Consider the following 24,534-nt stretch of genomic DNA (forward strand, 5'->3'; position numbering starts at 1 on the left):
GCGCAATGACGAAGGACTGAATAAATGAGCCAGTGGGTTTACAAATTTGGCGGTGGATCAGCCGAGGGCAATACCTCGATGAAAAACTTGCTGGGCGGCAAGGGGGCCAATCTGGCCGAAATGGCGAGCCTGGGTTTGCCTGTCCCACCGGGCTTCACGCTCACCACTGATGTCTGCACCTATTATTACGATCACGGCGAAAAATATCCCGATGATATGGATGCCCAGATCGAAACGGGCTTAGCCCATATCGAACAGCTGACCGGCAAAGTTTTTGGCGATGCGGTCAATCCGTTGCTCGTCTCTGTGCGCTCCGGCGCGCGCGCGTCGATGCCGGGCATGATGGATACGGTCCTGAATTTGGGCCTAAATGATGAAACCGTTGATGGCTTGGCGAAACTGTCCGGCGACCGCCGTTTCGCGCTCGATAGCTACCGCCGCTTCATCACCATGTATTCTGATGTCGTCATGGGTGTGCATCACCATACGTTTGAAGACATCCTCGAAGATGCCAAACTCGACAATGGCTATAATCTCGACACGCAAATGACTGCGTCCGATTGGGAAGCGGTCATTGTTCTCTATAAGGCCGCTGTGCGTGACGCGCTCGGTCGGGACTTTCCACAAGATGCGCGCGAACAGCTCAAAGGCGCTGTTGATGCGGTCTTTGGCAGCTGGATGAATGACCGCGCGGTCGTCTATCGTAATCTCAACGACATTCCGGCGGCTTGGGGCACAGCGGTCAATGTGCAGGCTATGGTGTTTGGCAATATGGGCGATACATCGGCAACGGGCGTTGCCTTTACCCGCGATCCCAGCACAGGCGAGAACCGTTATTACGGCGAATTCCTCATCAATGCGCAGGGCGAAGATGTCGTCGCGGGAATCCGCACGCCGCAAACACTGACCAAAGAATCCCGTCTTGAAATGGGCGATGATGCGCCATCGATGGAAGAGGCGCTGCCCGAGGTCTATGCGCAACTGGCTGAGACCTTCGTCGCGCTTGAAGGCCATTACCGCGATATGCAAGACATCGAATTTACCGTTGAACGCGGCATGCTTTGGATGTTGCAAACTCGGACAGGTAAACGCACGGCTCGTGCCGCGATTAAGATCGCCGTCGATATGGCCGAAGATGGCTCTATCACCACGGACGAGGCCTTGATGCGGATTGAACCGCTCTCGCTGGATCAACTGTTGCACCCGACACTGGACCCGAACGCGGTGCGTGATCTTGTTGCCAGCGGACTTCCGGCGTCTCCTGGCGCCGCCATTGGGCAGGTTGTGTTCTCATCAGACGAAGCCGAGACTTTGGCGAAAGCTGGTCATAAAGTGATTTTGGTGCGGATCGAAACATCGCCCGAAGACATTCACGGCATGCACGCGGCGGAAGCGATTGTGACAGCGCGGGGCGGGATGACCTCCCACGCTGCTGTGGTCGCGCGTGGCATGGGTACGCCATGCGTCTCTGGGGCGGGTACAATCCGGATTGATTATGCGGCGGGGCAGTTCACCTGCGCTGGACGCGTAGTCAAAGCGGGCGATATTATCACGGTTGACGGTGCGACAGGGCAAGTCTTTGCGGGCGAAGTTGCGATGGTCCTGCCGGAAATGTCCGGTGACTTTGCCAAGGTCATGCAATGGGCCGATGATGCCCGGACAATGGCCGTGCGTACGAATGCTGAAACGCCGCTCGATGTACAGACCGCCCGGGATTTCGGTGCCGAAGGTATTGGTCTGTGTCGGACGGAACATATGTTCTTTGAAGCCGACCGTCTGGCGCATTTCCGTGAGATGATCCTTGCGGATAATGAAGAGGCCCGGCGCGATGCGCTGGCGAAAATCCTGCCGGTTCAACGCGAAGACTTTGCGGCTATTTTCCGGGTTATGGAAGGCCGTCCGTGCACGATCCGCCTGTTGGATCCGCCGTTGCATGAATTCCTGCCCCATGCGGAAGCCGACATTGAAGCCTTAGCGGAAACATTGAAACTCCCCGCGAGTGAGTTGATGGCACGGGCCCGGGAACTGGCGGAAACTAACCCGATGCTAGGCCATCGTGGCTGTCGCTTGGGCATCTCCTATCCGGAAATCTACGAAATGCAGGCGCGCGCCATTTTAGAAGCGCAAGCCTTGGTCTCCAAAGAGAGCGGCATTAATCCGATTGCGGAAATTATGATCCCCTTGGTGAGTAGCGAAAAAGAACTCGAACTGCTCAAAGCGCATATCGACGCTGTAGCCGCCGATATTGATGTGTCTGACTATACGGTCGGCACCATGATCGAATTGCCTCGTGCCGCGCTTCGCGCTGACCGGATCGCGGAGTTTGCAGCGTTCTTTAGCTTCGGAACCAATGATTTGACGCAAACGACATACGGTCTGTCCCGCGATGATGCTGGCAAATTCCTGCCGGATTATGTTCGCGCGGGAATCATGGAAAAAGACCCGTTTGTGACGCTAGATCAAGACGGTGTCGGTGATTTGATCCGAATCGCGGTGGAGCGGGGACGGGCGACGAAGCCAGACTTAAAGCTTGGTATTTGTGGCGAACATGGCGGCGATCCGGCGTCGATCGATTTCTGTCAACGTGTCGGTCTGAACTATGTTTCTTGCTCACCTTACCGTGTCCCGATTGCGCGCTTGGCTGCGGCCCAAGCCGCAATTCGCGCTAAGGGCTTATAAACTAAGCCAAAATTTGTCGCTTTAGTCATGACTTTCTAGTGAATTAGCCGTCCCTTGTAAAAGGGGCGGCCTTGCCCTACATGGGGCTCATCGAACAGTTATCGACCGTCAGTGATAGTTTGACGGCCCCGCGGGATGCGGGCTAAACTAAAATTTAACCTTACATCGTGAAACACAGTGGCAGATCGGTCACACTCGACGTTCATCTAATTGTATGTGTCCTCATGCTTGGGCGCAGGACTTGCAGAAACGACACGATGAGATGAAGGAGCGACGGTATGAGACCGAAGCGTCAGATTTTTGCGGGATGGGCCACCGGCCTCGTGGCTGTTGCTGCGGGCGCTTTGGCGTTACCTGCGGCTGCTGAAAAAGCATCCAGCCAGCGCGTTGAGGTCGTCATGACCCAAACCGCGACAGATTTCCGAAATATGCCAGAACCTAATACGGATAGCGCGTCTATTCGTCGTCTTGTTGCCCTCTATGGCCCTGATTCATTGGGTGAAACACCGCTTCAGCGCGTCTCTTATGATCTTGGCGTGATTGATCCAGACACATCTGCTCTGCGCAAGCAGAGCCACGCGACAATGCGCGAAGCGAATTGCCTCGCCGAAGCGATCTATTACGAAGCCCGCTCTGAGAGCCGCTCCGGACAGGTCGCCGTCGCACAGGTCATCCAGAACCGGGTCTACTCAAAACATTTCCCAGATTCGATCTGTGGCGTTGTCTATCAAGGCTCAGAACGCACAACGGGTTGCCAGTTTAGCTTTACCTGCGACGGATCAATGGATCGGTCGCCTAAAGGGAAGTCTTGGGACCGGTCTGCCGATGTTGCTCGCTATGTGCTGACAGAATCGCCGCGTGGCCTTGTCGGGCGCTCGACGCATTATCACACCACACAAATTGTCCCGCATTGGTCTGGATCGCTGCAAAAGACCGCTCAGGTCGGAAGCCATGTTTTTTACCGCTTTCCGTTCCGTGAACGTCCGGTCGCCAGCGTTTCATTGCGCGTCGCGCCGCCAAGCTAAGGGCTTAGATATTTATTTTAGAAAGGCGCGCCCATGGGTGCGCCTTTTTTGTTTGGGTTAACCGCTCTTGTTGGGGCTGCTCCCGTCCCTCTTCCCCAGCGTGATGGTTGCACAGGTCAGTTTGACAGTGTGGAGGCAGCCACTTAGCGCAGTAACAAGACAGCCGCAGGCTGCAACGGGGAGACGGGCCTATGGGGCCGGAACGCTTTGAAACGATTATTATTGGGACAGGATTCGCGGGGCTCGGTCTTGGCGCGAAGCTAAAGGAAGGCGGGCAGGAGGACTTTGTCCTGCTGGAAAAGGCCGATGCCATCGGCGGAACATGGCGCGAAAACACCTACCCCGGTGCGGAATGTGACGTGCCGAGTGCGCTTTATAGCTATTCCTTTGCGCCCAATCCGACATGGGATTTCAAGTGGGCGAAGCAAAAGCAAATCCTGGATTACATCAATGGGTTTGCAGATAATCACGGATTGCGCCCCCATATTCGGCATGGCGCACATGTTGTCAGCGCGGAATTTTCCAACGGCGAATGGGTTGTGACTTTGGCTGATGGCATAAAGATGGAGTGCCGGTATTTAGTGTCCGGAATTGGTCAGCTTCACCATCCTCGCACGCCTGATTTTGACGGGTTGGAAACCTACCAGGGTCCCACTTTTCATTCTGCCAAGTGGGACCATTCGGTTGAACTGGAAGGCAAAGACATTGCGTGCGTTGGCAATGCGGCCTCTGCAATCCAGTTGATCCCTGAAGTGGCCAAAGTTGCGCGTAAGCTGACCGTTTACCACCGCAGCCCGAATTGGATCATCGACAAAGGGGATCGCCCTTATAGCCGTCTTGAAAAATGGATTGGGAAAACGTTTCCGGCCTTCTCAAAGCTCTACCGCGCGTCAATCTGGGCGCAGGGTGAATATGGGCTTTGGCCCGCCATACAAGGTAAAAAACTGCAAGGTGTGGTGTTGCGAAAACAGCATGAAAAAAAGCTCAAAACCCATTTTCCAACCGATCCGGACATGCGCGACAAATTAACGCCGGATTATCCCATTGGCGCGCGTCGCATCCTCTTGTCCGACAAGTATATCGAGGCGCTGGCCCGCGATAATGTCGAGGTTGTTTTTGACCCGATTGAGCGGTTCACCAAAACCGGAATTGTCGCGGGCGGTGTGGATCGCGGTCACGACGCCGTCGCCTTCGCCACAGGCTTCATTACGAACCCCTTCTTGATGGAAATTGATGTCAAAGGGGAGGCCGGTTTGAGCCTCAAAGAGCGTTGGGCCGATGGTGCAGAAGCTTACTTAGGCGTCATGACGGCGGGCTTCCCCAATCTGTTCATTCTCTATGGCCCGAACACGAATACGGGCCACACAAGTATCGTTTATAAGTTGGAACAACAGTTTGAGATGGTGATGAAGCTTATGACTGAGTCAGATCACGGCGTTGTCTCAATTAAGCCTGACGTTGAGGCGACTTATAATGCAGAAGTCCAAGGTCGGCTTCGCAATACGGCTTGGGATAAGGTGGATGCGTCCTGGTACAAGGACGGGGACAAAATCACGAATAATTGGCCGGGTTCCAGCAAAGAATTCAAACAGCGTTTGACGCATCCGATTTTCGAGCATTTCAATTTTTCAAAGGGGTAATCGATCGATGGGAACGTCACTCGGATATAAAGCATTGCAAGGATTCTTTCGGATCACGCGCTACCGCAATAATATGATCAAAGATGCGGCCAATGGGGAACAACGCAATGCGCTTCCTAAAGGCAAACAAGCCGCGCGCTGGGAGCGATCAGAGTTTGACGGGCGAGCCGTCTGGACCTGTCCCCCGAAGGACGGTGCGACGGACCGGGTTTATGTGCATCAACATGGCGGGGGGTATATTTATGGGATTGCGGCGATCCATTACATGTCGCTGCAAGAACTAGCCAATCACGCGGAAATGACGGTGATTATGCCGGATTATCCTCTGCCGCCGCAAGCCAGAGCGCCCGAAATTCTCGAATGGGCAGATCGCCAGTTCTCCGCCACTATCGAACAGTATGGACTAGAGAATGTGGCTCTGGGCGGCTGCAGTGCGGGCGGTAATTTGACGCTCGCCTTATTGCAGCGCAGAGCGGCACGCGGAGACGATAATCCGTCCAAAATTAGCCTCTGGTCGCCGTGGGTCGATCTGACGCCTGCGGACGCCCCTCCGACCAAAGCCGATGATACCGAAGCCCTGATTACACCCTTTGGTTTGGAACCCGCCGTTGGCGCCTATATCGGCGATAGCGGCATGGACCGCGCGGACCCGGTTATTAGTCCGCTCTTCGCCGACCTCTCCGCCTTGCCGACCCTGAATATTGTCACGGGACAACAGGATATTCTTTACCCGTCGATTTGTGACTTCGCGGATAAAGCCAAAGCGGCGGGCAAGCTCGGTGAATTTACCGCCGAACCGGATTACGGCCACTATTGGATGTTCTATCCCGCCCCGGATCGACACCGGACGTTGAAACAGATCGCCGCTTTGTTGGCATAAAAAAGGCCGCCTCGAAGGCGGCCTTTTCATTGAGATGTAAGCTATCCTTACGCGGCTTTTTTTCCGCCTTGTGCGCCAAGGATTTTTGCAATCGTGTCGGCTTTCAGGTCATCGACGCTGGCCGCAATGCCCATGCCATTTGCGATTTTGACGACGTCGGCTTCCAGCATGCGCTCTAGCGCGGATTTGCTGTAGGCTTTCTTCGTACCGCCATAAAGCGTGTCGCCTTTTTCAGCCATTTCACGGAACAGGGTCGGCACGTTGAACCGTTCGCCGTGGCGTTGGGCCAGCATGTCCGCTGTCGCGACGAACGTGTCGACGCCGATCGTGTCGATATAGCTCATCGGGCCACCCGTCCAAGCCGGGAATCCCCAGCCAAAGATCGCGCCCAAATCAGCACTTTGTGGATCCGGGACAACGCCGTCGGCGAATGTCCGCGCAGTTGGGATCAACTGCGAATACATCAGACGCTGCTGTACTTCGGCTTGTGACGGCTGCTCATCCATCAACGGGTAGTGTTCCGTCACGCCTTTCCAAAGATCGAGACGTTTGCCAGACTCATCGTAATTATAGAGGCCTTTGCCAAAGCGACGACCTGAACGACCCAGTTTTTGGACCATCAGCTCATAGAACGCTTCCGTGCCATTTGGTTTGTAAGCGTCGCCCAACTCTTCTTTGGTTGACTGCATCACGTCATAACCAAGTTTGAGCGTGGTTTCGTCTTGAACCGCGAGCGGCCCAATCGGCAGACCCATATTCAGGGCGCAGTTTTCGATCAACGCCATGGAAGTTCCTTCCATGATCATGCTGACAGCTTCGCCAATGTATGGCGGGAACACTTGGTTGGTGAAGAAACCGCGTACGTCTTTAACAACAATCGGTGTTTTACGAATTTTGCGATTATAATCGAACGCAACTGCAAGGGCGCGGTCACCTGTGCCGTCATGCGGGATGATCTCTAACAATGGCATCCGTTCAACCGGCGAGAAAAAGTGCAAGCCAATGAAGTTTTCTGGACGCACAGAGTTTTTGGCCAATCCGCCAATGGGCAGGGTCGACGTGTTGGATGCGAAAACCACATCTTTGCCGATGACGGCTTCGGTCTTCTTGATCACGTCCGCTTTGACGTCAGGACGCTCAAACACGGCCTCAATGATGAGGTCGACATCTTTGAGCATGTTATAGTCGCTGGTCGGTGTGATACGCGCGAGGAAAGCGTCGGCTTTGTCTTGCGTCATGCGGCCACGGCTCACCCGTTTGTCGAGGATTTTTTTGGTGTAAGCGACAGACTTTTGCGCTTCCTCATCCGTCCGGTCCAGCGAGATAACCTGCATCCCAGCTTTCGCTGTGACGTGGGCAATGCCTGAGCCCATCAAGCCCGCGCCAAGGACGCCAACTGTTTTGATTTCGATAGGCGCGATGTCCTTCGGACGGCCCGCGCCTTTTTCGGCCGCTTGCTTGTTCACAAACAAAGTGCGGATCATGTTTTGCGCAACTGGATCAGCGAAGAGTGAGAGGAAGTATTTTGTCTCAACTTCGATGGCCTTGCTCATGGGCAACATGGTGCCTTCATAGAGGCAGGACATGATCGCTTTGATGGCCGGATAATTATCTTTGGATTTGGCGAGCGCCATCGCGTTGGCGACGGAGAAGAATTGAACCGCTTTCGGGTTCATCGCGCCGGCACCGCCGGGAACGCGGAATCCTTTGACGTCCCATGGCTGCAATGTACCGCCGAGGTTCTCTTTGACCCAGGCTGTCGCCGCATCAATGGTTGTACCGGGCTCAACGACATCGTGGATCAGGCCTTGCGCTTTTGCTTTGCCTGCATCCATTGAGGCGCCGGATGTGATCATCTGAGCAGCATTTTGTAAGCCGATGAGGCGAGGGACACGCTGCGTGCCGCCACCGCCGGGCAGAAGGCCGACAAGGACTTCGGGCAGACCTAGTTGAACTTTCTTGCTGTCAGCCGCGACACGGTAGTGCCCAGCCAGAGCCAATTCGAGACCCCCGCCAAGCGCGAGTCCTTCGAGGGCAACCGCAACCGGTTTCGCTTTTTTGCCTTCTCGTTCGATTTGACGGTCCGTATGGCCGCCTGTTTCGAGTTTGCGGAGCGCGCCATTCAAGACCATCGCGTCATTGAATGTCTCTTTTGACAGCACGCCGGTTTGCTTTTCGAGCATCCGCAGGTCAGCGCCCGCCATAAAGCCATTGTCACGGCCAGAGGCGATAACGAGGCCTTTCATGGCGTCATCCGCGACGAAGGCGTCGACGAATTTCGGGAAGTCTGCCATCAAGGCTTCGTCCCACACATTCATGCCTTGGTTCGGCACATCAATTTTCAAAACGGCGATGCCGTCCGAGTTCACCTCAACGGAGAACGTAGTATAATCACTCATTGGTTTCGTCCTATATCCGGTGTTCTTAAACGCGCTCGATGATGGTCGCGATGCCCATGCCGCCACCAATACAGAGCGTGACAAGAGCCGTTTCTTTATTAGCGCGTTCGAGTTCATCGACCATCGTGCCGAGGATCATGGCGCCTGTTGCTCCGAGCGGGTGGCCCATCGCGATTGCGCCGCCGTTTACATTCATGATCGAGTGATCAACGTTGAGCGCTTGCATGAAGCGAAGCACAACGGCCGCGAAGGCTTCGTTCAGCTCAAAGAGATCGATGTCGCTAACATTCATGCCGGCCGTTTTCAGCGCTTTTTGCGCTGCAACTTCAGGACCTGTCAGCATGATCGTCGGCTCAGAGCCGATTGACGCCATAGAGACGATGCGTGCGCGTGGCTTAATGCCGAGGCGTTCGCCCGAAGCCTTGTTGCCGAAGAGAAGCGCGGACGCGCCATCAACAAGGCCGGAGCTATTGCCTGCGTGATGGACGTGGTTGATCTTTTCAACTTCAGGGTAACGCATAGCGGCCACATCATTGAAGCCAAAATTCTGACCCATCATAGCGAAAGACGGGTTCAGTGCGCCGAGCGCTTGCATGTCTGTTTTCGGGCGGATGGTCTCATCATGATCAAGAACGTTCACGCCCATCACGTCTTTGACGGGAATGATGGATTTCTTGAACCGTTTTTCGTCCCACGCTTTGCTCGCGCGCTTGTGGCTCTCGACCGAGTAAGCATCGACATCATCACGGGAGAAGCCGTATTTCGTTGCAATCAAATCGGCGGAAATACCTTGCGGTACAAAATAGGCTTGAAACGAGGCTTGCGGGTCTGTGACCATCGCGCCGCCGTCGCTTCCCATAGGGACACGTGACATGCTCTCGACACCGCCGCCCATTGCCATTTGGCATTCACCGGACATGACTTTCGCGGCCGCGATGTTGGAGGCTTCCAAGCCTGAGCCACAGAAGCGATTCACTTGAATGCCGGCTGTGTGGTTGGGGAAGCCGGCTTCGAGTATGGCGGTCCGTGTAATAACCGCGCCTTGTTCGCCGACCGGGGAAACGCAACCAAACGCGACGTCTTCAACTTCGCCTTTATCAATGTTCAGACGTTCTGGGATCGCCTTCATCACTTGTGCTGCGAGTTGCAACGGCGTGATTTCGTGAAGGCTGCCGTCTTTCTTACCTTTGCCACGCGGTGTGCGAACCGCATCATAGATGAATGCTTCGGCCATTGTCGAAACTCCTTGATATTGAGTTAGTCACTTAATTTGTGCTGCCTGTAATACGGGGCAGGGGCGCATGGGAAGGGCAGGTCACTGCGATTCCCATGTTCATCGGTGATATGCTGTCCGCCAGAAACGAATGGCGGGGGCGCATAAAACGCCAACAAATATTGACTCAGAGCGATGAAATTTTGGTCTGTGACAAGAAAACAACAATCCCGAACAGAATTCTGTCGCTTTTGAAAGATTGCTTGCGACTCTGCACGGCCCCGACTATTCGAATTACAAAGCCGTATGAAATGGCTCGTCACAATATACCGGGAACATCATGATCAAGACACGCTCGCTCCTCGCGACATCGACAGCTGCTTTAGCGCTGATGGCCGCCGCTCCAGCCTTCGCTCAAGATGACATCGATGATGTAATCATCGTTACAGCCACAAAACGTCAGACGACTTTGCAAGATACGCCTGTTGCTGTCACCGTGACCCGCGCCGAAACAATCGAGCGCGCGCAGATTCAAGATTTGATCGATCTACAAAGTGTTGTTCCTTCCCTTCGGGTGAGCCAGCTTCAAGCATCGACCCAGACGGACTTTGTTATTCGCGGTTTCGGTAACGGCGCGAACAACCCGGGTATCGAGCCATCCGTTGGTGTTTTCGTTGACGGTGTGTACCGCTCTCGCTCTTCAGCGGCGATTGGTGATCTTCCTAAGCTGGAGCGCGTCGAAGTGCTCGCGGGACCGCAGTCCGCACTCTTCGGTAAAAACGCGTCTGCGGGTGTGATCAGCATTGTGACCCAAGCGCCACAGTTTGAAAAGCAAGGGTATATTGAAGCCGGTATCGGTAATTTCGATATGTACCAAGCTAAGGCGTATTTTACAGCGCCGATTTCTGACACGGTCGCGTTCTCCCTCGGTGGTAATTACCAGACCCGTGACGGTTACTTCGCGCGTACAGATTCTTCGCTTCCACGTCTGAATGATCGTGAGCGTTACAGCCTTCGCGGTCAGCTCTTGTTTGAACCAAGCGATGCCATGACGATTCGCCTGATCGGTGACATGTCCAGCATTGACGAAAAATGCTGCGGCACCTCCACAGTTAGGACGTCTGTGACGTCAAATATTCTGCAAGGACTTGGCTATGCAACAAACACCGGTCAGGTCACGAATGATCCCGCAGATCCATTCGCGCGTGTGTTCTTTGGTAATAAAACACCTGCCAATACACTCGACGATTTCGGCTTTTCGGGCCAGATCGACTATGATTTCGATAATGATATGACGCTGACGTCGATCACGGCTTACCGCGAGAATGAAAGCTACTCAGATATTGATGCGGACTTTACCGCTCTTAACTTCCTTGACGGTAACATCCGAAACTCTGAGTTGGAGACATTTACTCAGGAACTGCGTCTGACGTCGAACTTTGATGGTCGCTTTAATTTCCAAGTTGGTGGTTTTTACTTCAATGAAGATGTTTCGAATGAAGAATCGATTGCTTACGGCCCTCTGACACGTCCTTACATTGATGCTTTGACGAGTGCCGTAGGTATTCCGAACGTCCTCGCAACGATTGAAGCATTCGATCCCTCCGTTGCGCCCGGTTCATTGTTTAACGACAATGTGGATATTCGTGAAAGTTTCACACAAAAAGATGAAACGTACAGCCTGTTCGGGACTGTTGATTTAGAGTTGAATGATCGGTTCAAAGTCACGGGTGGTATGAACTACACGAAAGTGGCGAAAAATGTCACGGGTAGTACTGTCAATAACGACATCTTCAGTAATCTCGATCTTGTGAACAACCCAGGTCTACGGGCCTACGCAACGGGTGCTGTCATAGCGCAGGTTCCTGGTTTTGCATCTTTCCCCGCGGCAACCCAGGCAGCCGTCCTCGCGTCATTACAACCAACAATTATCGGAACTCATAACGCAATTGCTGCGGGTTTGTTCGGCTTCCAATTCCAGCCTCAATTCTTACCGTTCCCGAATGCAGTTGAAGACGGCAAGGTTACTGACGACAAATTGACCTACTCAATCCGCGGTAACTTCGCACTATTCGATAATGTGAATGTTTACGCAGCTTACGCGACAGGCTTCAAGGCGTCGTCCTTCAACCTCTCACGTGACTCACGTCCATTCATCTCAGATGCGGCCGCGCTTCAAGCTAGCAATCTTCTTCCGAACAACTACACGCCGGCCACGTCGCGTAATTTCGGGACACGGTTCGCTGAGCCAGAAGATTCAGCCGTTTTCGAGGTTGGTGCAAAAGCTAAGTTTAGCCGCGGTACTATGAACCTCTCTTTGTTTGACCAAACGCTTGAAAACTTCCAAGCTAACTCCTTCGTTGGTACGTCGTTCGTTCTCAGCAATGCGGGTGAAACCAATGTGCAGGGTGCTGAAGTCAACGGTCGTGTTGATATCTTCGATAGTCTGAAGCTCGATTATGCGGCGACTTACTTGGACGCTGAATATATTGATTTTTCAGATGCGCCGGGTCCTGCGGGCACACCGATTGATCTGTCGGGAACAACACCGACAAATATTAGTGAACTTAGCGCGTCGTTTGGCCTAACTTACGAGCATGAATTCCAAAATGGCATGTCTGGCTTCCTGCGCGGTGATTATCAGTATGAATCCGAAGCTCGGATTTCGAATACGCTGAGCCCAGAAGGTGAAGCCATCCTGCAAGCTGGCAACGCTCTTGCGACAAGGACATTTGAATATCCAGGATACGCGGATCGTGGCCAGAACCTCGTCAACGTGTCTGCTGGACTTGAGCTTGAAAACGGTCTCGCAATTCAACTTTGGGGCCGGAACATCTTTGGTGATGAGTATTTCACCACGCTGTTCCCAGGTGTCGCGCAGTTTGGTGTTGTGAATGCTTATCCAAGCCAGCCCGCCACATACGGTCTGAACCTGCGTAAAAACTTCTAGAGAACCAACGGGGGGAGGCGGCCCTGTAATCAGCTTAAGCTGACGGGTCCGCACCGAGGGGAGAGGGCCGTCCAAAGGGGGGCGGCCCTTTTTCTTTGCGCGCATGTCTTTCGGGGGCGGAAGAAAAGTCTTTGTCATCTCTGCGCGGATATGATGGCGGAGGGTAAAACGTTGCCGTTCGTCCCCGACCTCGTTACGCCTTAGCGTTAGGAGGACTGATGCTAATCAACCCATTCGATACGGATGAACGCCGCGCGTTTCGCGACACACTTCGCAATTTTATGGACAAAGAAATTGTCCCTAATGCCTTTGAGTGGGACGAAGCCGGACATGTGCCGTGGGCCGTCCATGAAAAGTTTGGTGCACTCGGGCTTTGGGGCTTTGGCATTGACGAAAAATATGGCGGACATGGGTTTGATGATCCGTTTATGCGGCTCGATGCATCGATAGAAATTTCGCGCTGCGGTGTCGGCGGTATTGGCGCTGCGATTGGGGGGCGCGGTATTTCGCTCGATCCGATCCAACGCTTGGCGAATGAAGATATCCGAACCCAAGTCTTACCCGAAATCATTGCCGGCCGGGTTGGCTCCTCGCTCGCTATTACAGAACCAAGCGGTGGGTCTGATGTTGCCCGCATGAAAACAACCGCGAAATTAGACGGCGATCATTGGGTTCTGAACGGATCAAAGACGTACATTACCGGCGGGATGGAAAGTGACTATTTTGTCGTGGGCGCCCGAACCGGTGGCAAGGGACTCGCGGGCATTTCTCTCTTCTTTGTTGAAGCGGGTACGCCGGGGTTTTCTCGGACGCCGCTGGGCAAGAAAATGGGCTGGTGGGCGTCTAATCAAGCCACCTTATATTTCGATGATATGCGAGTCCCCGCCGCGAATTTGATGGGTCAGCAGGATTACGGATTTCTTCAAATTGTGCAGAACTTCAATTATGAACGCTTAACCCTGGCCGGCATTGCGCTGGGCATGATGGAGGCAGCGCTTGAGGATAGTATCTCTTGGGCGCAGCAACGCGAAACCTTCGGCAAACCGTTGATCAAACATCAGGTCATTCGCCATAAAATCGCGGATATGAGTTCCAAGATTGATGCGCTTCGTAGCCTGCTGTGGGTCCTGTGTGCGACAATCGAATCGGGCACGATGCCAGTTGCGGAACTGTGTAAGGCCAAGGTCTTTGCCACCAAGGCGTTAGAATTCGTGGCGTCTGAAGCCATGCAAATCCTCGGGGGGGCTGGCTATCTGCGGGGAAATCGGGTCGAGTCGATCTACCGAGATGTAAAAGTCATCGCCATTGGCGGCGGCTCGGAAGAAATAATGAGAGACCTAGCGGTCCGGCAAATGGGGTTATGAGGATGACACAGACAGCATATAGCACATCCGGTCAGGTGATTGACTGGATCGAATATCACGCCGCCACAAAGCCGGATGCCCGCGCTATGGTCGACTTGGCGAGTAACCGGATCTACTCCTATGCGGAGATGCATGAGCGCGTCGGGCGCGCGGCTGGAATGCTCAAAGCCCACGGCATAAAACCGGGCGATCGTGTTGCGTTTCTCTGCCTCAATACGACCGACATTATGGAGTTGATTTTCGGGTGCTGGCGTATCGGCGCGATTTGCCTTGCATTGAATTTCCGGCTGACCCCGCCAGAACTGGCCTATATTCTCAATGATAGCGAAGCGTCGCTTATCCTGGTCGATGATCCGTTCAAGCAAGTCGCAGAGGCGACTAAACCGCATTGTAAAACCGTAAAACATTGGCTTGGAACCACAGGAATCGGCGGTGATAGCGATTATGAGCAGGAAATGGCGAAAGCTGATCCTGTCTATGACTTCTATCCGCAGGGATATGAGGATCAATGTCTGCTGATGTATTCGTCTGGCACGACGGGCAATCCCAAGGGGGTCATCATCACTCACGGCATGGTCGAATTTACCAATGCCGGTGCGATGCGTGTTGGCGACGCGCGGCCTGATCGGGTCAGCCTGAATAATATGCCGCTCTTTCACATTGGCGGCTTAGCCGTCACAGGCCTGCCGGCGCTTTGGATTGGCGGCTGCTGTGTCATCATGCGTTTGTTCGATGTCGACACTACAATGAACGCGATTGATAATGCCGATCTAAACATCGCCGTTCTTTTCATGGTGCCCGCCGCCTATAATGCCATGCGGATGCATCCCAGAATTGACGAAATTGACTTTTCTCGCATCGAAATCGCGCTCGGCGGCGGGGAGACAGTGCCTGAACCTCTGAGCCATTTCTGGTTGGAAAAAGGGTTGGTGATTCAAGAAGGCTACGGAATGACCGAAACCTGCGCGGCGGGAACGACGCTCCGCAAAGAGGATATTCCGCATATGATCGGCAGTGCTGGTCGGCCTTTGTCTCATTCTCGCGTAAAGGTTGTCGATGAGGACGGCGCAGAAGTCGCGCGCGGCGAAGCCGGAGAAATCCTATTTAAGGGGGCGTCTGTCACGCCAGGATATTGGCGTAACCCTGAAGCTAACGCCCAGAGCTTTACCGCCGATGGATGGTTCCGCTCAGGCGATATTGGTCGGATGAATGCGGAAGGCTATATCTATATCGAAGACCGCGTGAAGGACATGTATATTTCGGGTGGGGAGAACGTCTATCCCGCTGAAATAGAAGGAATTCTCTACGAAATGCCGCACTTTGCCGAACTTTCTGTAATCGGAGTTCCTCATGAAAAATGGGGTGAAATCGGGTGCGTGGTCGCGGTCTTTAAAGACGGACATGCCTGTGAATTAGAGGCCATTCTTAGCCATCTTCAGGACCGTTTGGCGCGCTATAAAATGCCCGCACACTTGCACGTTATCAAGGAACTTCCCCGCGGCGGTTCAGGGAAAGTGTTGAAATACCAACTCCGCAAGAGTGTCCCTGCGGCGCTTGGCTAATCCTCTAACAGGCGGCGCGTTCTAGGACGCGCCGCCGAGGTTAGAACGACCCGTCGGAGGTCATCCCATTTGGGTTGATTTCCACATCGCAGACGTCCGTGACTTCTGTGCCTTCGCTATTAACGAACACCGTGCGCGCTTCTTCGATGACGCGTGTCATGGTCTGCTTGTTTTGGATCGGCTCATAAGGGGGGTTTTCGATCTCAGTGATCGCGTAATAGGTTTCAGTCTTTGCGGGGATCGTCACGCGGGTCAGCGCGTTGATCGGTGTGCATGTCCGCATGGGGGGGACGTCCACAAAGACCGGTTCCGCAACCGGATCAGGGAGCGTATTACAGGCCGCAAGGGTGAGTAGGCCGAGGGTCATGAGGGTCAAATTACGCATGGTGTCTCCAGAGGGAATTTCATAAATTGGTCGTGGCATTCCCAATAGACAAGATTATGACATAATCGCGGCGCTAAGGGGATTTGTTCAAATTTGTCTCGGGGCTCGTGAGTAGTTAACGCTTTCTTTCTTAAACCGGGGTGAATGAGGCGTTATAATTGCGTAACAGTCGCCTTACCGGGCTTTAATTTGGCGTAGCGGCTCATCCGCATCATGACGACGATGCAAACTCGGTTATTCGTAGACTAACACAGGAAGTGGACGATTGTGAGCCTGATTCAGCAAAGCATCACGCAAATCCAACCCATGGCGGTGGGGGATTATTCATTCTGGTCGCTATTTATGCTGTCAGATTGGGTGATTAAGGGAGTCATGTTGATTCTTGTTCTATCGTCGATCTGGAGTTGGGTCGTAGCCATCGATAAATTCATCATGGTTCGTATGTTGCGCCGTCGGGCGACTGATTTTGAGGATACATTTTGGTCAGGCCGGACCTTGGATGAACTTAATGCCGCCTTGGGGAATGATATGCGTGACCCGATGGCCCGCGTATTCGCGGCCGCGATGCGCGAATTTAACGAAAGCGCAAATGCCCCGCGTGTTGGCGCTCAAACATCGACCCATGACCGGATCGACTCGGTCATGAACCTTGTTATCAACCGTGAAATGGCCAAAGCAGAGAAGGGGTTGCCGGTCCTTGGGACTGTGGCTTCGATTTCTGTCTTTATTGGCCTATTTGGGACGGTCTGGGGCATTATGAATGCGTTCCGCGCGATTGCTGCGTCGGAGAACACGAACTTAGCTGTGGTTGCCCCAGGTATTGCCGAGGCCCTGTTTGCGACAGCACTGGGGCTCATCGCGGCTATTCCCGCTAAAGTATTCTACGATATGTATATCACAGATCTCGATAAATATGGTGGGCGTTTGGAAGGCTATGCGGACGAGCTCTCTGCAATCCTTGGACGCAAACTGAGTAAGGGCGGCTGAGGTGAGCCGGTCTGGACAGCGCGGTGTAGGGCGAAATGGTGGCCGCCGTCGTCATCGGCGTTCGCGCGTGAATTCTGAAATCAATGTGACTCCCCTTGTTGATGTGATGCTGGTTCTGTTGATCGTTTTCATGGTCGCAGCCCCATTATTGTCTGTGGGTGTGCCGATTGATTTGCCCAAAACAGATGCAAAAGCGCTGCCATCACAACAAGAGCCGCTCACCATTTCTGTCGACGCTGCCGGGAAGGTGTTCCTGCAAGACGAAGAAGTGCTGATGGAAAATTTAATCGCGAAACTCGTTGCTGTTTCGGATACGGGTTATGACGAACGCATCTTTCTTCGCGGAGATGAGAATTCTGATTATGGTGCTGTGATGAAAGTCATGGCGCGGATTAACGCCGCCGGATTTTCCAACCTTAATCTGGTCACGGATCCAATTAACCAATAATGCGAGCGGGCTTGCCCATATCGCTCTTTCTTCACGCGGGCGTTTTGTTCGGTGCGAGCGTCGTTTTTTCGACGGTAGAGCCTTTAGAAACAGGTCGGGTTGTTCCTGTTGAGTTGATTACAGTTGCCGAATTTACGGATATTCGTGCTTCTTTGGAGCGGCGGGAGCCTGTGGTGACGCCGGAACCTGAGCTGCCGATGCAGGTCGAAACATCCGTGGATAATGCAGCTGAGGTTGACGACGTTATCAATGTCGCCCCGGACGAGGAAGTGACCGCAGATCCGATTGCGCCGCCTGAAACCCTTCCGGAAAAAAGCGATGAGCGCGAACCCGAACCTGAGCCTGAGCCTGAGAAAATAGTCGAAGCCAAAAAAAGTTTTGATTTGGATCGGATTTCATCACTGATCGATAAATCCAAGGACACATCAACGGTCGCGGACAGCCAAATTGCTGATGAAGGGTCGGAAGAGCGAATTGTCTATGCGGATCAGGCGCGTGAGGGAATTGGCAGCGGTACGCAGATGACACTGTCAGAACTCGATGCTTTGAATAGCGCCATGTATCGCTGCTGGCGCACACCTGTTGATGTGACAGACCTTGAAAAATTGATCGTGCGTTTGCAGGTCGACATGCTGCCCGGCGGCTTCATAAAGGACGTTCAGGTGATTGACCGAGCGGCCTCAAGGCGGGCGTCACCGGGGAATCCGTTTTGGGATATTGCAGAAATGCGCGCGGTCCAAGCGGTGACGAAATGTGCGCCCTATGACTTCCTGCCGCATGAAAAGTTCGACCAATGGCAGTCGTTGATCTTGAACTTCCGCCCTAAATTGTGACTCTAGAGATTATGATGGCGACTATGATCCGATATTTTATTCTTCTTATGGCCCTGCTTGGGTTGGCTGTTCCTGCCGCAAGTCTTGCGCAGATCGAAGTCGATATTACCGAAGGGAATGTCGATCCTGTCCCGATTGCCGTGCCAAACTTTCTCGGCCAAGACCCAGAAACACGCGCGCTCGGCGAACAGATCGCGGAGGTTATCCGCGCCGATTTGGAAAGCAGCGCACTTTTCCGCGCGCTTGATCCAGCCAGCTTTCTCGAAACTCAGACTAACATTGATTATGAGCCGACGTTCGCGGATTGGCGTGTGATTAAAGCCGACGCCTTAGCGTCGGGTCGGATCGTACGGGATGCACCCGGCCGGGTTCGGGTCGAATTTCGTCTGTGGGACGTGTTCGCGGGCACACAGCTGCAAGGTATTCGGTTCTCCACGACGACGTCCAATTGGCGACGGACGGCGCACAAGGCCTCTGACGCCATCTACAAGGCGCTGACGGGCGAGGAGGGCTATTTCGACTCGCGCATTGTTTTTGTCGATCAACGCGGTCCCAAGACAAATCGTCAGAAGCGCCTCGCGATCATGGATCAAGATGGGTTTAACCCGCAATATCTCCTAGGCGGCTCTGATCTTGTGATCAGCCCGCAGTTTGATCCAAACAGCCAGACCATCACCTTTATGAGTTACGAAACACTGCCTCCGCAAGTGTATCTCCTCAATATTGAAACGGGTCGCCGGGAATTACTGGGTAGTTTTCCGGGCATGACCTTCGCTCCTCGGTTTTCTCCGGACGGAAGGAATTTAGTCTTGTCGATGGAACTGCGTGGGAACATTGATATTTACACAATGGACTTGATGACACGGTCAACGGAACGTCTGACAACGGATGCCGGGATCGACGTGTCAGCGAGCTTTGCCCCAGATGGCCGTCGGATGGTTTTCCAGAGTGATCGAGGCGGCACGCCGCAACTTTACACGATGAATGCGGATGGGTCGTCGCCAAAACGGATCAGCTTTGGTGACGGACGCTATAATCAACCTGTCTGGAGCCCGCGCGGCGACAAGATTGCATTTGTGAGACAAAACCGCGGCAAGTTTTCCATTGGCATTATGGATCCGGATGGCCGCAATGAGCGGATTCTGACCGATGATTACCTTGTCGATATGCCAAGTTGGTCTCCGAATGGTCGCGTTATTGTGTTTACCAAAGAAACGCGGGGCATTGATTCACGCGCTGAGCTTTGGTCGGTGGATATGACAGGCCGTAATTTGAAACGGGTTGAGACGCCGGGGCAAGCGACCGATCCGGCTTGGTCGCCAATTTTAGATTGATTATTAGGCTATTTAGGTAAAAATCAGGCGTCGGCCTTAATTTGGCCGTACCCTTTTCAAAGTTTCACGAGACGGGCTTTGACCTGAAGCTTAAGACGATGTTCAACGTATAAACGACTGAAGGGACGGACTATGATAAACTTACCTCGTACACTCACCCTCGTAACAATGACGGCATTGATGTTGTCGGCTTGTGCAACAAAACCAGATCCTATTCCGGAGCCTCAACCGGTTGTTGAGGAAACGCCTGCGCCAATCATGGAGCCTGAATCACGGCCTGAAGTGCTCGCACCTGTGCAATCTCCCTCAACGTCGCTCGCGCCTAATCAGCCGTTTCCAGGCTCGCTTGAAGATTTTGCCTATTCTACAGGCGGCGATGCCCGGATATATTTCTCCTACGATCAATTCACGCTGTCAGCCGATGCGCGTCAGACCCTCCGCCAGCAAGCTGAGTGGTTGAATCGTTATAATAGCTACACGGCGGTTGTCGAAGGTCATGCGGATGAGCGTGGAACGCGTCAGTACAATATCGCGCTCGGCGCCCGCCGCGCGAACAGCGTCAAAGCGTTCCTTGTTAGCCAAGGTGTTGAGCCTTCGCGTCTGACCACCGTGTCTTACGGTAAAGAACGTCCCATTGACGGGCGCAGTAACGAAGAAGGCTGGGCGCGCAATCGCAACGGCTATACCAACCTCCGTCCTGTTGGACAAAGCTAGGACCTATTCGGTTTATGCCTCTTATTTTTCGGACATTTCTCTCCCTGACAGTAATCCTGTCAGTTGCGACCCCAGTCTTCGCCCAAAGTCGGGCGGAGCTGGCGGCTCAGAATGACGCGTTGCGAGTCCGAATTGAACGGCTCGAGTCGCGCATGCTGACGGGTGACCCGGCGGCTGAGCGCCTCATGGGGCGGGTCGATACATTGGAAACAACGATCCGCACGTTGCGCGGCGAAATTGAACGTCTCTCCTATGAGCGGGAATTAGCGGACGCTGAAGTGAATGCGTTGGAATCCGACATTCGGATTTTGCAGACCTTGTCGACACGGATGCAAATCCACCTCGATGCGGTTGATCTGGTCGCGGCGCAAAATGCTCCGAAAGTGGATGACACCTATGTTGGTGGACCGGCCACGCTCAGTCAAATTCAAGGACCGCCAACGACGCGAACTGAAAATTTCGTTTTACCACCGGCGTCCGAGAATAGTTCGAATGATGCGTCATTGCTCCTGGATATGGGAAAGTCACTATTGGCTGAAGGGGATTATGCCGGCGCAGAAACAGCCCTTATCCAGTATTTGCAACTCAACACTGAAGCGAATGATCGCGGGGAAGCTAATTTTTGGCTTGGCGAAAGCCTGTTCGTGCAGGGGCAATATAATGCCGCTGCAGAGTCCTACATCGCGTCAATGCGCGCGTCCGGAGACGGACCCAAAGCCCCTGATGCGCTCGTAAAGCTTGGCGCGTCCTTGCGGGAGATGGGACAGGCGGGCGAAGCCTGCACCGCGCTCAATAGTTTTAATGATCAATTCCCGAATGCGACACAATCGGCACGGGACAAGGCTGCACGGGAAGCCTCCCGAACAGGGTGTTGAGCCCGGACAACCAAAATTTGACTGAGGTCGAGGACAGGATTACGGCCAGTCTTCCAGCTGATGGCACATCGTTCGCGCTGGCATTTTCGGGCGGCGGCGACAGTCTGGCCCTTTTACAACAGCTCCGCAATCATGCCGGCTTGAAAGCCGTACTGCACGTCGATCATGGGTTGCGCGACGGTTCTGACGCCGAAGCACAGTATGCGGCTGCGCTCGCTAAATCGCTTGGGTATGATCTTGTCGTGCTGACATGGGAGCCCAATGGGCCGACCTCGGGATTGCAGGAAAAAGCACGACAGGCACGCTACGGTCTCATGGGAGATTATTGCCGTGCCCATGACATTCCGGCGCTGTTGACGGCGCATCATGCCGATGACCAAGCGGAAACGGTGCTGATGCGGGTGAAACGCGGGTCGGGTTGGCGCGGCGCGGCCGGTATTTGGCCAACACGCTATGCGCCTGTCTGGCCGGAACTTGCTGGTGTCACGCTTTATCGTCCGGCCTTGGACCTCTCTCGCGACGACTTACGCGCTCCACTTTCCGACTTAGACCCGATCAATGATCCTTCCAATCGTGACCGAACTTTTGCCCGCGTCAGGGCGCGGCAAGAGTTGGCCGATCATCCGACCTTAGCCCAAGATATGCTTGAGCTATCAGACGCGATGCGGCGCGGGGTTCGGGAAGGTATCGCGCGCATTCAAATGGAATTAAAAGGCTATCATCTCACGCATGAAGGCCAATTCAGCGTGCCGAAATTGATTAGCGCGCCGGCCTTGGCTCTCATCGCGCCCATTATTGGAGGTCAAAGCGGTCCCACGCAGCGGTTACGGATTGCGGAGAAGTTAGAGCCGCTCGCCTCCGGTGACACAGTGCCTATTGGCGCGGGGTGCATTGGACAGTGGGACGGCGAAATCTTGACCTTGTCGCGTGACCCTGTTGCGATAAGTGGGCGTCGGGACAGACGCGTAATGCCGACAGCCGTGCCCATACAAATTACTCCGCAGCTCACCGTCTGGGACGGACGGTTCATGGTCAGCGGTTCGGCAGGACAATTGCATCCTGAACGGCGCGGGCAACATGTCGGCTTTCGGGTTCTTTACGGACGCGGTGTTCGGGTCCGGAATCTTGTTCAGGACCGATTGGACGCCGCCCTGACAGGAATGTAAGCGTATTTACCGCGCTGAAACGTAAAAACATCACGGGCGTGTCACACCGTCCGCTTTTATTGTGTGGCGGACACCCTATGTAGGGTATGACCCGTCTCTAACTTGGAAGTTTCATGGCCGAGAAGAAAACACCGACCCCGAATAATCAGCGACAATTCGCTGTTTGGGGCATCATTATTATGCTGCTTTTGATCGTATTCGCGGTCTCGCAGAGCAATACAGGCGCAACCGCCGCAGGCGAAGAATTCACCTTCTCCGATTTTCAAACACGCGTTGAAAACGGCCAAATTCGATCCGCGAAGATCGACATTCCCGGCGGGGAAGTCACGGGGGATTTGGCCAATGGTGATCCCTACACCGTGAATGTTCCGCCCGTTTCATCGGATCCCGCTGGCGATGTTCTGAAAAATTCGGGCATTCCGTATCAATATGCAGACAAGAAAGAGCAATCTCTGCTTGGCAATCTGCTGATTTCTATTCTTCCGCTGCTGATCATCATCGGTCTGTTTTTCCTTGTCTTCCGCAATATGCAGGGCGGCGGGCGTGGCGGCGCAATGAGCTTTGGTAAATCCAAAGCTAAACTGCTGACAGAAAACACCAAGCGCGTAACATTCGAAGATGTTGCGGGCGTCGAAAGCGCGAAAGAAGACCTTAAAGAAGTCGTCGAATTCTTACAGGACCCGAGCAAATTCACCCGTTTGGGTGCGAAAATTCCAACTGGCGCCTTGCTCGTCGGCCCTCCCGGAACAGGTAAAACCTTGCTGGCTCGCGCTGTTGCGGGTGAGGCAGGGGTCCCGTTCTTTACGATTTCCGGCTCTGACTTTGTTGAAATGTTCGTCGGTGTCGGTGCATCTCGGGTTCGCGAAATGTTCGCGGAAGCTCGCAAACATGCGCCGTGTATTATCTTCATCGACGAAATTGACGCTGTCGGTCGCCACCGCGGTGTCGGCACGTCCGGCGGGCATGAGGAACGCGAACAAACGCTCAACCAATTGCTGGTCGAAATGGACGGATTTGAAGGACAAGAAGGCGTGATTATCATCGCGGCGACGAACCGTCCTGATGTTCTCGATAAAGCACTGCTTCGCCCGGGTCGTTTCGACCGTCAGATCGAAGTGCCTTATCCCGATATTCAAGGTCGCGAAAAAATTCTCGAAGTCCACATGCGCGGCAAGCCGATTTCGGCTGAAGTTGACGTGAAATATGTGGCGCGTGGCACGCCGGGCTTCTCCGGTGCAGACTTGGCTAACCTTGTGAACGAAGCGGCTCTCCTCGCGGCGCGGCGCAATAAGTTGAAAATCACGATGCGCGAGTTTGAAGATGCGCGCGATAAGGTCATGATGGGCGCGGAACGCCGTAGCTTATCCATGTCTGATGAAGAACGCGAAAATACTGCCTATCACGAAGCCGGACACGCGATTGTTGGTTTGAATATGGAAGGCAGCCTGCCAATCCATAAAGCGACAATTATTCCGCGCGGTCGTGCGCTGGGTATGGTGCAATATATGCCCGAACGGGATCAAATCAGCCAATCCAGGCAAGAAATGATCGCGCGTATGGCGATGGCGATGGGCGGCCGTGCCGCCGAAGAACTCCATTTTGGCTATGATAAAGTCACGTCCGGCGCGAGTTCGGATATTGAACAAGTCACGCGGATTGCCACGGCGATGGTCACCGAATGGGGTCTTTCGGACAAGGTTGGGCCGATTGCCTATAAGGACACTGATCAGCAGAGTTTCCAGTCCGGCATTGGCCGAGGCTCATCTATCTCGCCGGAAACGGCCAAGGTAATCGAAGGCGAAATTAAGCGTTTCATTACGGAGGCGCATGAAAAAGCCCGCCAAATCTTGACGGAAAAGAAAGAGGACTGGGTCGCACTGGCCGAAGCCTTGTTGGAATATGAAACTTTGTCTGGTGATGAAATTACGGCATTGTTGAAAGACGGCACGACACCAAAACGGCCCGATGGGGATGCGAGCAAACGCCCCGCTGTCAGCGCCGTGCCGACCACTAAAAAACCGAAGCCCCGCCCGATCGGCGGCGCGACGGAAGCGTAATCAAAAGGCCGGGGAGACCCGGC

18 protein-coding genes are annotated in these 24,534 nt (G+C 53.9%); 15 read left to right on the plus strand and 3 right to left on the minus strand.

The genetic code is table 11. The annotated features are described in order from the left end of the window. The first annotated feature begins 24 nt into the window (after window positions 1-24). The 4 genes from ppdK (at window position 25) to IE105_RS00940 (ending at window position 6,224) form a co-directional block, all read left to right on the plus strand. A complete protein-coding gene (gene ppdK / locus IE105_RS00925; protein WP_189494409.1) occupies window positions 25-2,679 on the plus strand; it encodes a pyruvate, phosphate dikinase in 2,655 nt (884 codons plus the stop codon). A gap of 278 nt (window positions 2,680-2,957) precedes the next feature. Continuing rightward, entirely contained in the window at window positions 2,958-3,704 is a 747-nt protein-coding gene (locus tag IE105_RS00930; RefSeq protein ID WP_189494411.1) for a cell wall hydrolase, read from the plus strand. Between the two features lie 191 nt (window positions 3,705-3,895). Next, complete coding sequence (locus tag IE105_RS00935; RefSeq protein WP_189494413.1) at window positions 3,896-5,344, plus strand: flavin-containing monooxygenase; 1,449 nt, start codon at window positions 3,896-3,898, stop codon at window positions 5,342-5,344. A gap of 7 nt (window positions 5,345-5,351) precedes the next feature. Then, window positions 5,352-6,224, plus strand: a complete 873-nt coding sequence (locus IE105_RS00940; RefSeq protein ID WP_189494415.1) for an alpha/beta hydrolase fold domain-containing protein — start codon at window positions 5,352-5,354, stop codon at window positions 6,222-6,224. 47 nt (window positions 6,225-6,271) lie between these two features. Here IE105_RS00940 and IE105_RS00945 read toward each other — a convergent pair whose 3' ends face one another. Both IE105_RS00945 and IE105_RS00950 read right to left on the minus strand, forming a co-directional pair. Next, a complete protein-coding gene (locus IE105_RS00945) occupies window positions 6,272-8,623 on the minus strand; it encodes a 3-hydroxyacyl-CoA dehydrogenase NAD-binding domain-containing protein (RefSeq protein ID WP_189494417.1) in 2,352 nt (783 codons plus the stop codon). Between the two features lie 25 nt (window positions 8,624-8,648). Next, window positions 8,649-9,857, minus strand: coding sequence for an acetyl-CoA C-acetyltransferase (locus tag IE105_RS00950; RefSeq protein WP_189494419.1), 1,209 nt, complete (start codon window positions 9,855-9,857; stop codon window positions 8,649-8,651). A 319-nt stretch (window positions 9,858-10,176) separates the two neighbouring features. On the opposite strand from IE105_RS00950, the gene IE105_RS00955 reads away from it, so the two are divergent. The 3 genes from IE105_RS00955 to IE105_RS00965 all read left to right on the plus strand — a co-directional run bounded on the left by IE105_RS00955 (window position 10,177) and on the right by IE105_RS00965 (window position 15,712). Further along, window positions 10,177-12,786, plus strand: a complete 2,610-nt coding sequence (locus IE105_RS00955; RefSeq protein WP_189494421.1) for a TonB-dependent receptor — start codon at window positions 10,177-10,179, stop codon at window positions 12,784-12,786. Between the two features lie 218 nt (window positions 12,787-13,004). After that, window positions 13,005-14,150 carry an acyl-CoA dehydrogenase family protein gene (locus tag IE105_RS00960; protein ID WP_189494423.1) on the plus strand — a complete coding sequence of 382 codons (1,146 nt, stop codon included), beginning with the start codon at window positions 13,005-13,007 and terminating at the stop codon, window positions 14,148-14,150. Window positions 14,151-14,152: 2 nt separating this feature from the next. Then, window positions 14,153-15,712 (plus strand): AMP-binding protein, encoded by a 1,560-nt coding sequence (locus IE105_RS00965; RefSeq protein ID WP_189494426.1) that lies wholly within the window; start codon window positions 14,153-14,155, stop codon window positions 15,710-15,712. Between the two features lie 40 nt (window positions 15,713-15,752). Here IE105_RS00965 and IE105_RS00970 read toward each other — a convergent pair whose 3' ends face one another. Next, window positions 15,753-16,097: a hypothetical protein gene (locus tag IE105_RS00970; RefSeq protein WP_189494428.1), complete on the minus strand. Its 345-nt coding sequence runs from the start codon at window positions 16,095-16,097 to the stop codon at window positions 15,753-15,755. Between the two features lie 267 nt (window positions 16,098-16,364). Between IE105_RS00970 and tolQ the strand changes: the two genes are divergently transcribed. The 8 genes from tolQ to ftsH all read left to right on the plus strand — a co-directional run bounded on the left by tolQ (window position 16,365) and on the right by ftsH (window position 24,511). Beyond that, on the plus strand, window positions 16,365-17,084 hold the full coding sequence (gene tolQ / locus IE105_RS00975) for a protein TolQ (protein ID WP_308429046.1): 720 nt from the start codon (window positions 16,365-16,367) through the stop codon (window positions 17,082-17,084). Between the two features lies 1 nt (window position 17,085). After that, the gene (locus IE105_RS00980) at window positions 17,086-17,532 is read left to right on the plus strand and encodes an ExbD/TolR family protein (RefSeq protein WP_189494431.1); all 447 of its coding nucleotides are present in this window, start codon (window positions 17,086-17,088) and stop codon (window positions 17,530-17,532) included. An 11-nt stretch (window positions 17,533-17,543) separates the two neighbouring features. Next, complete coding sequence (tolA, locus tag IE105_RS00985; RefSeq protein WP_189494433.1) at window positions 17,544-18,365, plus strand: cell envelope integrity protein TolA; 822 nt, start codon at window positions 17,544-17,546, stop codon at window positions 18,363-18,365. 23 nt (window positions 18,366-18,388) lie between these two features. Next, window positions 18,389-19,699, plus strand: coding sequence for a Tol-Pal system beta propeller repeat protein TolB (gene tolB, locus IE105_RS00990; protein WP_189494434.1), 1,311 nt, complete (start codon window positions 18,389-18,391; stop codon window positions 19,697-19,699). Between the two features lie 132 nt (window positions 19,700-19,831). Further along, the gene (gene pal / locus IE105_RS00995; RefSeq protein WP_189494436.1) at window positions 19,832-20,413 is read left to right on the plus strand and encodes a peptidoglycan-associated lipoprotein Pal; all 582 of its coding nucleotides are present in this window, start codon (window positions 19,832-19,834) and stop codon (window positions 20,411-20,413) included. Window positions 20,414-20,427: 14 nt separating this feature from the next. Further along, the gene (gene ybgF, locus IE105_RS01000; RefSeq protein WP_189494438.1) at window positions 20,428-21,288 is read left to right on the plus strand and encodes a tol-pal system protein YbgF; all 861 of its coding nucleotides are present in this window, start codon (window positions 20,428-20,430) and stop codon (window positions 21,286-21,288) included. Window positions 21,289-21,305: 17 nt separating this feature from the next. Continuing rightward, window positions 21,306-22,454, plus strand: a complete 1,149-nt coding sequence (gene tilS / locus IE105_RS01005) for a tRNA lysidine(34) synthetase TilS (RefSeq protein WP_189494440.1) — start codon at window positions 21,306-21,308, stop codon at window positions 22,452-22,454. Between the two features lie 113 nt (window positions 22,455-22,567). After that, entirely contained in the window at window positions 22,568-24,511 is a 1,944-nt protein-coding gene (gene ftsH, locus IE105_RS01010; RefSeq protein ID WP_189494442.1) for an ATP-dependent zinc metalloprotease FtsH, read from the plus strand. Window positions 24,512-24,534: the final 23 nt, after the last annotated feature.

Source organism: Algimonas arctica (genome assembly GCF_014652695.1).
Lineage (GTDB): Bacteria > Pseudomonadota > Alphaproteobacteria > Caulobacterales > Maricaulaceae > Litorimonas > Litorimonas arctica.

Bases quoted from the DNA above. Each gene is read 5' to 3' on its own strand.
- tolB (WP_189494434.1), top strand. From the start codon at position 18,389: ATGATCCGATATTTTATTCTTCTTATGGCCCTGCTTGGGTTGGCTGTT.
- ftsH (WP_189494442.1), top strand. From the start codon at position 22,568: ATGGCCGAGAAGAAAACACCGACCCCGAATAATCAGCGACAATTCGCT.
- IE105_RS00935 (WP_189494413.1), top strand. From the start codon at position 3,896: ATGGGGCCGGAACGCTTTGAAACGATTATTATTGGGACAGGATTCGCG.
- IE105_RS00950 (WP_189494419.1), bottom strand. From the start codon at position 9,857: ATGGCCGAAGCATTCATCTATGATGCGGTTCGCACACCGCGTGGCAAA.
- IE105_RS00965 (WP_189494426.1), top strand. From the start codon at position 14,153: ATGACACAGACAGCATATAGCACATCCGGTCAGGTGATTGACTGGATC.
- ppdK (WP_189494409.1), top strand. From the start codon at position 25: ATGAGCCAGTGGGTTTACAAATTTGGCGGTGGATCAGCCGAGGGCAAT.
- IE105_RS00930 (WP_189494411.1), top strand. From the start codon at position 2,958: ATGAGACCGAAGCGTCAGATTTTTGCGGGATGGGCCACCGGCCTCGTG.
- ybgF (WP_189494438.1), top strand. From the start codon at position 20,428: ATGCCTCTTATTTTTCGGACATTTCTCTCCCTGACAGTAATCCTGTCA.
- IE105_RS00945 (WP_189494417.1), bottom strand. From the start codon at position 8,623: ATGAGTGATTATACTACGTTCTCCGTTGAGGTGAACTCGGACGGCATC.
- pal (WP_189494436.1), top strand. From the start codon at position 19,832: ATGATAAACTTACCTCGTACACTCACCCTCGTAACAATGACGGCATTG.
- IE105_RS00960 (WP_189494423.1), top strand. From the start codon at position 13,005: ATGCTAATCAACCCATTCGATACGGATGAACGCCGCGCGTTTCGCGAC.
- IE105_RS00940 (WP_189494415.1), top strand. From the start codon at position 5,352: ATGGGAACGTCACTCGGATATAAAGCATTGCAAGGATTCTTTCGGATC.
- IE105_RS00955 (WP_189494421.1), top strand. From the start codon at position 10,177: ATGATCAAGACACGCTCGCTCCTCGCGACATCGACAGCTGCTTTAGCG.
- IE105_RS00970 (WP_189494428.1), bottom strand. From the start codon at position 16,097: ATGCGTAATTTGACCCTCATGACCCTCGGCCTACTCACCCTTGCGGCC.